This is a genomic window from Bacteroides parvus, from assembly GCF_017309675.2.
GTDB lineage: Bacteria > Bacteroidota > Bacteroidia > Bacteroidales > Bacteroidaceae > Bacteroides > Bacteroides uniformis.
Map to the genome: position 1 here is coordinate 509,928 of NZ_CP084680.1, position 12,365 is coordinate 522,292.

Here is a 12,365-nt window from a genome sequence, read left to right on the forward strand (position 1 = left end):
CAAGTTCCGTCTGAACTTAGCAAACAAATAGGAAAACAAGAGATAATATAAAGTTATGAACCTTTAAAAAGAGAAAATGCCTATGGAAGAAGAAACAATCCTGCAAGTTGAATAGTCTCACTATTCGGCCCTTATTACCCTTACCCTAAATTTAAGAAGTATTTAATTAACAACAAATCATCAATCATTTATGAATGAAGATCACAAAAAACGAGGACTAACACATAGCAAACTCCTCACAGCAGTGGCAATCAGCTCACTGTTATTAAGTAGCGGCAACGTGATGGCTGCACAAGCCAATCCTGATAAATCGCTTGGTGTAACAGAACAATTACAAGCTATCACCATCAGCGGTTTAGTTGTCGATGCAGCCGGCGAACCGATTATCGGTGCCAGCGTAGTAGAAAAAGGGACTACCAACGGCGGAATTACCGACTTAGACGGTAAGTTTACATTGACCATAACACCGGGAGCAACACTAAAAATATCATTTGTGGGCTATCAGACACAAGAAGTGAAGGCAGCCAAAACGATGAGAATAACTCTGAAAGAAGATACCGAGATGCTGGATGAAGTAGTAGTAGTAGGCTACGGTGTACAAAAGAAGGCTAACTTGACAGGAGCAGTTTCTACAGTGGACTTAAACAAGACAATGGCAGGTCGTCCACAACAAGATGTAGCCAAAGCATTGCAAGGGGCTGTTCCGGGACTAAGCATTCTCACCACAAGTGGTGCCATCGACGAGACAGCCTCCATGCGTATACGTGGTTTGGGGACATTGAGTAATGGAGAAGTCAGCAATCCACTCATTGTAGTGGACGGCGTTCCGATGGATGACATTTCTTTCCTCGATACGCAAGACATCGAAAATATTTCCGTACTGAAGGACGCTTCCGCTTCCTCCATTTATGGAACGCGCGCCGCTTTCGGTGTGATTCTAATCAATACCAAGAGCGCAAAGCCTAGCGAAAAGGTTACCATCAATTACAGCAACAATTTTGCATGGGATCAAGCTACTTACCTGCCGGACTATCCCGATGTACCCACACAATTAAAGATGGGTATCGAAGCCAGTATGAACGGTGGTGCCGGTATGCCTGAATTGTTCGGTATGTATTTCGACAAATTGTTACCTTACGCCGAAAAGTGGCAGCAACAGAACGGCGGCAAGACCGGCTACCGTCCTATGAACCTCTACCAAAGCGATAGTAACGTGGGTGACTATATCGTATTGGACGGCACTCCTTTTTATTATGCTGACTGGGATGTACAGGACATCTACTTCAACAAAGCTGCTCCTTCCATGAGCCACAATGTTTCTATACAAGGAACATCTGGTAAGACCAATTACTACCTATCTTTCGGCTACAACGAAAAGCAAGGACAGATGAAGATTCACCCGGACGAACTAAAAAAGTACAATGCCTCAGTCAATGTCACCACTAATGTTTACGACTGGCTACAGGTGGGTGCACGCATCAACTATAGTCGTAAGAACTATAAACGCCCGGACACATGGGCCAACACCTACCAATATTTGTGGCGTTGGGGTTCTTATTTCATTCCTTCGGGCACAATCGACGGCTATGACACACGCGTCATGGCCATGCAGAAGCAAGCTGCCGATCGTGAAGTGACAACAGACCTGACCCGTATGAACACTTTCTTGAAAGCTGAAATCGTTAAAGGACTGACCCTTAATGCAGACTTTACATATGCCATTCAGAATATGAACAGCGGTTCGCAGGACAACTCCGTTTACGGCATCAATTGGAGCGGGAAACCGGTACCCTCTTACATCGTCACTAAAGGCAATAGCGGTATCTGGAGAGACTTTTCCAAACAGAACACATGGACGGCCAACGCATACGTAAACTATACCAAAACATTTGCCAAAAAACACAATCTGAATGTAATGGCAGGTGTCAACGCAGAAGAAGAGGAATACAAATATCTGTATGGTACCCGCAATGTGATGTACGATCAAGAGGGATACCCCGAACTGAATATGGCTGGCAAGGATGGACAAGATTTGAGTTGGAATCATACATCCCGCGCTTCTGCCGGTTATTTCGGCCGTATCAATTATGACTACAAAGGCATTTATTTATTGGAACTGAACGGACGTTACGACGGTTCTTCCCGTTTCCCCCATACCGACCAGTGGGCCTTCTTCCCTTCTGCATCCATCGGCTACCGCTTCTCCGAAGAAGCCTACTTCGCCCCACTGAAACATATTGTCAGCAATGGTAAGTTGCGTGCTTCTTTTGGCGAAATCGGCAACGAGGCTGTGGGCGACTACATGTTCGAACAATTAATAAGCCAACGGTTGAACAATAAAAGTACCGGCTATATCTATTGGATTGAAAACAATAATGCCAACGCTAATCTCCTGACCATGTATAACATGCCGGATTTGGTATCAAGTACTTTGACCTGGGAGCGTATCCGCACCCTCAATATAGGTCTTGACCTGGGTCTCTTGAATGACGAACTGACTATAGGTTTCGACTGGTTCCAACGTGAGAATCGTGACATGCTGGCACCGGCACAAGTATTGCCGAACACTCTGGGTGCTTCTGCTCCTTATGAAAATGCCGGTACCTTACGTACACGTGGATGGGAGTTGAACTTGAACTGGCGCCATACCTTCGGCGACTTCGACGTATATGCCAACTTCAACATCGGTGACTCCAAGACTAAAGTAACAAAGTGGGACAATGATTCCAAACTGCTCAGCACCTATTACACCGGTAAAACCTACGGTGACATTTTCGGTTTTGAAACCGACCGTTACTTCGAGGAAAAAGACTTCACCAGCCAAAATGCAGACGGTTCATGGAATTATGCAAACGGCATTGCAAGCCAGGCAGGACTGGAATCCGGTAATTTCCATTACGGCCCGGGAGACGTCAAGTTCAAGGATTTGGACGGCAATGGCAAGATTGACGGTGGAAAAGGCACAGCAGACGACCACGGCGATTTGAAAGTCATCGGAAACTCTATGCCACGCTACGAATACAGCTTCCATTTAGGCGGAGCGTGGAAAGGTATCGACCTTGACCTCTACTTCCAAGGTGTAGGCAAACGTGAGGACTGGACGACTTCTTCCCTAAACCTTCCCGCCATGGTACATGCCGACGTAGCCATCTATTCCCACCAAACAAGCTATAACAAAGTGCTTTGGAATTCAGACTATACCGCCATTACCGGTTATGAGGTAAATCAAGGCAACCGTTATCCACGTCTTTATCGTGGTACAAATAATAGTGGAGGTACCGTATCCGGTATAGCTAACGGCTGCAACAACTACTATCCCCAATCCCGCTATTTGACAGACATGTCCTATCTTCGTCTGAAGAACGTAACTGTGGGATATACCCTTCCGAAAGAGTGGACACGCAAAGCCTACATTGAGAAAGCACGTATCTACTTCAGTGGCAGCAACCTCTTTCTGCTCCACAAAGGGAATGACCTTCCAGTCGACCCCGAAATCAGTACAGGCAATGGACTTACAGCCGGTGGATGGGGACGTATAGCTCCTATTACACGCACATTCTCATTTGGAGTCCAGGTAACATTATAACAACCTCAAAAACTTAAGAACAATGAAGAAATTATTTATATATGGGGTCACAGCGCTGGCGATGTTAACCGGTTGCAACGATTTGCTGGACAAATCCCCCTTGGATACCTTCACGAATACTCCGGCATACTGGAGCAACACCGATAATTTGGATAATCAGTGCAATACTTTTTATAACAACTTTACCGGCTTTGGCAACGGAGCCAGTGGAGGATGGTTCTACTTCAAAACAATAAGCGATGACCAGGTAGATGCAGAAAGCCATAACTGGACTTACACTAACGTGGTCGCATCTTCCACAAACTGGTCAGCCCCTTTCACAGAAATCCGACGCGCCAACTATATCATTGCCGGTGTACAGTCTTCCTCTCTTGATGAAGCAACAAAGGCCCACTATGAAGGTCTTGCACGCATGAACCGTGCGTGGGAATACTATCAGTTGGTCCGTATGTACGGCGATGTTCAATGGATAGACAAAGTTATCGACCCAGCCGACAACGAAGCCCTCTACGGACCACGCACCGACCGGGATGAAGTGATGGACCATGTGCTGGCAGACATCAATTATGCGTGCGAACACATTACCGCAAACAGCAATCGGCAACGTTTCAGCACCGACATGGCATATGCCATGAAAGCAGACATCACCTTATATGAAGGTACATACTGCAAATATCGCACTCAAGCCGAGAATGGCAAAGCCGCTGATGAGAGCCGCGCCAACAAATACTTGCAAGAATGTGTATCAGCCTGCGAATATCTTATGGCCAAAAACTACTCTCTAAGTAATAGTTACAAAGCCAACTATAATTCTGTCAGCCTGGCAAGCAATCCGGAAATGATTTTCTACAAGCCTTATGCACAAAGTTCGCTAAGGCACTCCACCATTGACTACACAATCAACACAAGTGGTACGCACGGCATTTCAAAGGACGCATTCGACAGTTTCCTTTTCCTTGATGGAAAACCGTTGGCAACAACCTCGAAAAACAAGGACGATGCAGCCGTATTGGATGCAGACAAAAATTACTCTATAAGAGAGGTTTTGGCCGTACGCGACAAGCGCCTGTCCGAAATTCTTGACCCGGTACTTTCTTTCAGAGGCCACGCCTACAGCCGTGCCGGTGTAGCAGCCTTCACCACATCGACCGGTTATGGCATCGCCAAGTATGATAACCCCGAAGAATTGAGTGTAAGCGACCGAAACAACATCGGCTACCAATACACCGACTGCCCGCTCTATTGGATTTCAGTTATTTATCTGAACTTTGCAGAAGCCAAAGCCGAAATGGGTTCTCTCACACAAGACGATCTCAACAACTCCATAAACAAGCTTCAAGCTCGTGCCGGCCTGCCGGCTATGACAACTACTCCAGATGCCGATCCTGCCAATAATATGGGAGTAAGCAATCTGATTTGGGAGATACGCCGCTGTCGCCGTTGCGAACTGATTATGGATAACTGGTACCGATATTGGGATTTAATCCGTTGGCACCAGCTCGACAAATTGGATTCAACCAAGTACCCGAACACCATGTTGGGCGCCAACGTAAGCAATGTGCCTGACTGTGAAGAAGCGACCAAGAACGGATATATAGATGCCTCCGATGCACAAATCCGTACTTATGAAGCCAAACATTATTTCTACCCGATTCCAACTACACAGTTGACCCTGAATAAAAACATGAAGCAGAATCCGGGTTGGTAATCAACTAAAAACAGCATATCGCGCTGTACCTCGTTTGGATTTAATTAAAGCGTTCATACATTCCATGTATCTAAATACAAATGTATGGACGCTTTTGTTATTCCCTTTAAAAGGTGTATAGAAACACGAATAGCACCTTCTAAAAGGAACCATAAATCAATATCATATACTTTCCCTTCGTTCATAACATACTAACAAGAAACATATCATGAAAAAGAAGAACATATTTTTCGTACTACTAATCTGCTTCATCAATAGTAGTTGCAACAAAGAAGAACAAACAGACGAGTTACAAGATAAGGATTTCTATTCTGATGTCACAACACGTGCTTCCTACATAAGCGGTACTATTACGGGCGAAATGAACCCCTATGTTAGTGATGGTTACTACACTTATGATTTAAGTATTCCTATACAAAAACAATCTGTAGGTATAAGAATTTCAGCAGTCGGTGGAGAAGCACGATTCAAAACAAACTACCAAGAACGATTCGAGAGTACATGGGTAACCCAAATTCCAGCAGGAAAAAACCATTTTCCAATAAATGTATTATGGACTAAAGCAGGTAGTAATTCTACCCTGATGGTACGTCCTGAAAAAAGTACAATCGAACTTACCGCAGATCTAAGAAACATCAATGTCAAAATGAAACCTATGCCAATCAATGCCCCTTCAACATTTGAATTGGGAGATACGATAACACTTTGGTGCAATTATTCCATAAACAAAGATACGGGCATAAAGTGGACTTACGATAAAAATCTATTCGCTGAAGTCTCTCAAAGTGCATCTGTCACACAAAGTAGATTCCAAATAAATTTGAAATCAAAGCAAGCCTTCAAGAACAGCGATGTCGGAGTAGAAGTCCATGATTTCTACATAAATTCTATCGGAGCAAAAGAGTATTTCATGGCTCGGAAAAGCAATATCAGTTTTCCCAATATGGGTCCTCAAATAGATGGCTACAGAAATATTGAACAATATAAAGAATACATATATTCCATCAATGACAGCAAGGCACATACATTTTATTGGACCGGGAAGAATATTAAGATAGTAAGTGGTCAGAACAGCTCTACGGTAACAATCGTACCGACACAACCCGGTAACGCAAGTGTCAAAGTGAGCTACAAATATAAAAATCAAACCGATAATTTTACCAATGAGCTACCTTTGAGTGTATCTAAGACATCAATGCAACTGATTGGCCCTGACGTAATCTGTGACAACGGGACATTCAGTATCAAGAATTTTCCCACAAAAGCAACAGTGGATTGGATTGTTGGCAACGATTTATATTCGCAATTAAATCAGGCATCACCTGCTATCACCCTGAATAATTTAGGGACACCCGGAGGCAGTTCCATTTATACGACCTTAACCGCAATAGTACACACAAAGGAATACACTGTTCAGTTTTCCAAACCAATTACTTTCAATGTATCAGGAATACAAGAAAATGACCATGACATTATATATGGCTATCTGTCACAAAGCGGAGGTGAATGCGGATTGAATCCTATTCCTGAAGGTGCGCATGATTTTCATTGGAGTGTTGACTGCGATTGGGAGGTAGACATGCAAGGATATTATTTCACTACTTTCAGCAGTCGGAACAGTCATGAAATTGAACGAGTTTGCGTAACGGTTGATTTCATAAATGCATGTGGAACCAGAACATACATATATAACTATTTCGACATCGGCTCAACAAATTCAGGAACTTATTCCACACCTAAAAACAGCCTTTCTCCAAAATAGCCCCAGACAGCTTTCACGAAAAAGCCCCCATCCATTTGCTCGTTACACAAAAGAAGCTTATATTTGCTTACTTAAAAACAGACAGCTATCATGGTACAGCAAGACATACGATGGATACAGCGTTTTGAATATACCCACGAACTGGCCTGGAAAGTGATGAAGGACTATGCAGAATATCAGGGGTATACCGACATCCGCAGCTCCCGTGATGCCATACGCAAAGCCCTTGAAATGGGATTGATTGATGACAAGCAATGGACGGAGACTATAGAAGCCCGAAATCTGACATCGCACAATCATGACAACGATGTAGTCTCTGAAGAGAAAATGCAATCCTTGAATACACCATCCTTATTCGATTGAGCTATGTACGGATTGACCGACAATGAACTGGAAAAGCTATGCAATCTCTTCCGGAAACATGAAGAAATAGAGCAGGCTGTTTTGTACGGCTCACGAGCCAAAGGAAATTTCAAGCCTTTTTCTGACATAGACATCACGCTGATGGGAGACAGACTTACGTATAATACTTTAAGCAGCCTTTCCGATGAAATAGACGACCTGCTTTTGCCTTACAGCGTAGACCTTTCCATCTATGGCAAATTAAAGAATGCCGACCTTTTGGAACATATACACCGTATGGGAATACCCATATTCAGCCGCCCATCAAACTAAACTAAATTTCACACATCCACCCTCACCACCCTCACCTTTCGCACGCATCGCCCTATTCATCGGCATTCAAGAGGTGGGTGAGAGCAAATTTAAAAAGTGAGGGCAAAATTTGCCCTCACCACAAGATTTCTTCGTTCAAAGTTATAAGTCACTCATTCTTACCGTAATATCCTGAAACGGGTACATAAATCGGTTGCAGCATTGTTCCCTCATTCTTCAACTTTCCTTCGGTGCGCAGCCGACGGATATGCCGCATGGCAGTAGTACGCATCATGCCGCAAACGCTTTGAAAGTCATTCCGTGTCATAAAAGGGCGAGTGGCGAAATAGTTGGTCAGCCGACGGTCTATCTCTTTATCCGTCAGTTTAGCCGAATGCTCGTTTGCCTTCAAAGCCTTTGCCTTGATGGTACCAATTTCATTTTTCAGTTTTTGGTCGGCACGAAATTTCACACCCGCCATCTTCACCTTCGTCAACTTACGCTTGGTAGCAGCCACTACCCGTTCGGTCGTGGTGAGCGACACGCGAAAGTAGCCGATGCCGTCGAGATGCACCTGCCTTCCTTCGGCAAGTTCCCTGCCCATGACGTGCGACACAGCATCAAGCACAGCCGTCACATCGGTTTCTGTCAATGAGCAACGTGCCTGGATGTCCCGCCGCAATTCATCGGTAGACCTGCTCCCATTTAGGCGGAGACGGGGATGAAGGATTTTATCTTCCGGAGATTTGTCGTACGAGTCCGGATTCTCGTACCAATCAAACAAAATAGCCATAGTTCAAACTGCGTTAAAGGGTTACATTATACGATAAAGCACTGCACGGAACACGTGCGAAGTACGTACGCAGTCTGTTGAAGTACAAAGGTTATATCACAGCCCAGCCCGTGAGCAGAACCGTTCACTGTAGTGAGCTGCTCCGTTCACTAATATGAACAAGAAAGACCACTTTAGTGGACTGTTCATAAACTCTGGTGTAAAAATAGACAAAACTATGGGGATAAGCAAAGAAACAAACACCTTTTATAAAAGAAACATATAGACATTCCACCCCAAAAAAGAAGCCAATCGGAAAATAATCCTTGAAAAGCTTGTATCCCCCCCTTTCCCGGCGTATCTTTACAAGAATATTACATACACGATAAAGAATGAAAATCACACTGATCAGAGAGGAACGCGAAAGCGGAAAAGAGGCCGTCAGCACACAAGAAACGGACATGTTGATGGAAAAGCTGAAAACCGAGAACAAGACCGGATACATTACGGAGCTGCGTAGCATCATCCCGCATTTGAAAGGGACCAACGCCCGATATGAGCATATCGACAGACTGCCGCGTCTCTATCCCGCCGTAGAAATGACCCGCACCAAAGCAGGAGAACATCGGATAAAGACCTACAACGGGCTGATACTACTGGAAGTAAACAATCTGGCCGGGGTGGCCGAAGCTGAACTGGTGAAACAACAAGCCGCCCTGCTGCCGCAAACCTTTGCCGCCTTCTGTGGCTCCAGCGGACGAAGCGCCAAAATATGGGTACGCTTCACCCTGCCCGACGGAGGGCTTCCAAAGAATGAAGACGATATCGCCTTATTCCACGCCCACGCCTACCGCCTGGCAGTGAAGTGCTACCAACCCCTTCTCCCTTTCCCCATCACCCTCCAGGCTCCTTCACTCCTACAAAGCTGCCGGATGACCGTGGACGAACAGCCCTATTATAGCCCCACCGCCGTGGCCTTCTGCCTGGAACAGCCCTGCGCCCTGCCCTCGGAAGACAACTACCGCCAACGGAAACAGCAGGAAAGCAATCCGTTGCTGAGAATGACTCCCGGCTACGAAGTGGCGGACACATGCAACCTGCTCTTCGAGGCCGCCCTCGACCGTGCCTTCCGCGATTTGGACAACTGGCGACGGGGCGACGACCTGCGCCCGCTGCTGTCCCGCCTTGCCGAACATTGCTTCAAAGCCGGCATTCCTGAAGAAGAAGCGGTGCGCCAGACACTGATGCACTACTACCGGGAGGCAGACGAACCCCTTGTACGCCTGACGCTGCATAACCTTTACGGGGAATTGAAAGGCTTCGGCACCCGCAGCAGCCTGAACAAAGACCAGGAAACTGCTTTCCGGCTGGAGGAGTTCATGAAACGCCGCTACGAATTCCGCTACAACACCGTGCTTGGCGACTTGGAATACCGGCAGCGCGACTCCATCCACTTCTACTTCCAACCTGCCGACCAGCGCGTACGCAGCAGCATCGCCATGAAGGCACTGAAAGAGGGAGTACGTGTGTGGGACCGCGACATCACCCGCTTCCTGTCTTCGGACTACGTGCCGCTATACAACCCCATCGAAGAATATCTCTATAACACCGGACGCTGGGACGGCAAAGACCGCATCCGCGCATTGGCCGACCTCGTGCCCTGCCACAATCCCCACTGGAGGGAACTGTTCTACCGGTGGTTTCTTGGCATGGTGGCACATTGGCGGGGAACCGACAAACAGCACGGCAACAATACCTCGCCCCTGCTCGTAGGTCCGCAAGGTTACCGCAAAAGTACTTTCTGCCGCATCCTATTGCCACCGGAACTGCGTTTCGGCTACACCGACAGTATCGACTTCAAGAGCAAGCAGGAAGCGGAGCGCAGCCTTGGCCGCTTTTTTCTGATTAACATCGACGAATTCGACCAGATAAACGCCAATCAGCAAGGCTTCTTGAAGCACCTCCTGCAAAAACCGGTTGCCAACCTGCGAAAGCCCTACGGTACCACTATTCAGGAAATGCGCCGCTATGCCTCCTTCATCGGGACCAGCAATCTGAAAGACCTGCTGACCGACCCGTCGGGAAGTCGCCGTTTCATCTGCATCGAAGTGACCGGTCCTATCCAGACAAACGTCACTATCAATTATCACCAGCTCTATGCCCAAGCCATGCACGACATCATGAAGGGTGAACGCTACTGGCTGGACGACACTGACGAAGCAATCGTAAAGGAGTACAACCGGGAATTCGAGCGGGTAGACCCATTGGAAGAACTTTTCCTTTGCCATTTCCGTGGCGCGGAGGAGAGCGAAGAAGGCGAATGGCTCACAGCCATGCAGATTTTCAACGACCTGCAACAGAAAACGAGGGATAAGTTGGCCATCAACCGGATAGCAGCTTTCGGGCGCACGCTCCGCAAGCTGGACATCCTCAACAAGAAATCGAACCGGGGAACACTTTATCATCTGGTAAGAATAGAAGAATGAACCGGCACTCCCACCGATTGTACCAAAGTGAGGGCAAACTTGGCCCTCACTCTTTTTATAAAAAGTATTTCCGTACGCAGTTGATGCAGTTCAACCATTATTAATAAGGTGAACAGTTGACTATTTGCAAATTATGATTGATAATACTAAAAATACCCAAATAAGTGTTTTTGATATTAAAATAAACCGTATCTTTGTTGCAAACAACGTCCTCCTTAATAATACTATTATGAAGAAACTGCTGCTTTTAGCCTTTGTGCTATGTAGTTCTTTACTGTGCCGGGCACAAGAAGAACGAATTATTTTAGGTGATGAACAGACTTCCGAGTATTTTCCAATCCTAAAAGATAAACGAATTGCCATATTCTCCAATCATACAGGAATGATAGGAGACAAGCATCTGTTGGATATTCTGCTGGAAAACAAGTTCAATGTAGTAGCCATTTTCTCCCCTGAACACGGTTTCAGAGGAGATGCCGACGCAGGCGAACACGTGTCCAGCTCGGTAGACAAGAAGACCGGAGTACCTATCCTCTCGCTGTACGACGGGAAATCCGGAAAACCAAGCGAAGCATCCATGCGCAAGTTCGATATCCTTGTGGTAGACATCCAGGATGTAGGCCTGAGATTCTATACTTATTATGCCTCTATGTGCCGGCTGATGGACGCTTGTGCAGAATACAACCGTAAGGTGCTGATACTGGACCGCCCCAATCCGAACGGACACTACGTGGACGGCCCGATACTGGACATGAAATATAAATCCGGTGTAGGTTGGCTGCCGATTCCCGTGGTGCACGGCATGACGCTGGGCGAACTGGGCCTGATGGTAAACGGCGAACGCTGGTTGCCGGCGTCACGCACTTGCGACCTGACCGTCATTCCCTGCAAGAACTATACGCACCAGACCCTATACAAGCTGCCGATTCCCCCGTCCCCCAATCTGCCGAACATGAAGTCCATCTATCTGTACCCCTCGACCTGCTATTTCGAGGCCACTCCGGTCAGTCTGGGAAGAGGAACCGACCTCCCCTTCCAGGTCTACGGGCATCCCAACATGACGGGCTACAGCTACAGCTTCACCCCGCGCAGTGTTCCCGGAGCCAAGAATCCGCCCCAGCTGGGCAAGCTTTGCCACGGCGTGAACCTGAGCAACATGAGCGACGAGGAAATCTGGAAACGCGGTATTGACTTGAGTTACGTGATAGACGCTTACCGGAATCTGAACATGGACGACCACTTCTTCCGTTCCTTCTTCGAACTGTTGATAGGCACCGACTACGTGCGCAAAATGATAAAGGAAGGGAAGAGCGCCGAAGAAATCAAGGCAAGATGGAAAGACGACGTAGAGAAATTCAAGGTACAGCGCAAGCCCTACCTGCTCTACGAAGAATAAA

At 46.6% G+C, this 12,365-nt stretch carries 8 protein-coding genes; 7 read left to right on the plus strand and 1 reads right to left on the minus strand.

Annotated features, from left to right (window positions below; genetic code table 11):
- Nucleotides 1-190: 190 nt before the first annotated feature.
- The 5 genes from JXR92_RS02135 to JXR92_RS02155 all read left to right on the plus strand — a co-directional run bounded on the left by JXR92_RS02135 (nucleotide 191) and on the right by JXR92_RS02155 (nucleotide 7,731).
- Nucleotides 191-3,586 carry a SusC/RagA family TonB-linked outer membrane protein gene (locus tag JXR92_RS02135; RefSeq protein ID WP_044468867.1) on the plus strand — a complete coding sequence of 1,132 codons (3,396 nt, stop codon included), beginning with the start codon at nucleotides 191-193 and terminating at the stop codon, nucleotides 3,584-3,586.
- 22 nt (nucleotides 3,587-3,608) lie between these two features.
- Complete coding sequence (locus JXR92_RS02140) at nucleotides 3,609-5,294, plus strand: RagB/SusD family nutrient uptake outer membrane protein (protein WP_005824940.1); 1,686 nt, start codon at nucleotides 3,609-3,611, stop codon at nucleotides 5,292-5,294.
- A 208-nt stretch (nucleotides 5,295-5,502) separates the two neighbouring features.
- A complete protein-coding gene (locus JXR92_RS02145; protein WP_005824945.1) occupies nucleotides 5,503-7,056 on the plus strand; it encodes a hypothetical protein in 1,554 nt (517 codons plus the stop codon).
- 90 nt (nucleotides 7,057-7,146) lie between these two features.
- Nucleotides 7,147-7,419 carry an HI0074 family nucleotidyltransferase substrate-binding subunit gene (locus JXR92_RS02150; protein WP_005824947.1) on the plus strand — a complete coding sequence of 91 codons (273 nt, stop codon included), beginning with the start codon at nucleotides 7,147-7,149 and terminating at the stop codon, nucleotides 7,417-7,419.
- Nucleotides 7,420-7,422: 3 nt separating this feature from the next.
- The gene (locus JXR92_RS02155) at nucleotides 7,423-7,731 is read left to right on the plus strand and encodes a nucleotidyltransferase domain-containing protein (RefSeq protein WP_005824948.1); all 309 of its coding nucleotides are present in this window, start codon (nucleotides 7,423-7,425) and stop codon (nucleotides 7,729-7,731) included.
- Nucleotides 7,732-7,879: 148 nt separating this feature from the next.
- Here JXR92_RS02155 and JXR92_RS02160 read toward each other — a convergent pair whose 3' ends face one another.
- Nucleotides 7,880-8,503: an HU family DNA-binding protein gene (locus JXR92_RS02160; protein WP_005834690.1), complete on the minus strand. Its 624-nt coding sequence runs from the start codon at nucleotides 8,501-8,503 to the stop codon at nucleotides 7,880-7,882.
- A gap of 371 nt (nucleotides 8,504-8,874) precedes the next feature.
- On the opposite strand from JXR92_RS02160, the gene JXR92_RS02165 reads away from it, so the two are divergent.
- On the plus strand, nucleotides 8,875-10,968 hold the full coding sequence (locus JXR92_RS02165; protein ID WP_138344628.1) for a BT4734/BF3469 family protein: 2,094 nt from the start codon (nucleotides 8,875-8,877) through the stop codon (nucleotides 10,966-10,968).
- 229 nt (nucleotides 10,969-11,197) lie between these two features.
- Entirely contained in the window at nucleotides 11,198-12,364 is a 1,167-nt protein-coding gene (locus tag JXR92_RS02170) for an exo-beta-N-acetylmuramidase NamZ family protein (RefSeq protein WP_117600247.1), read from the plus strand.
- Nucleotide 12,365 lies beyond the last annotated feature (1 nt).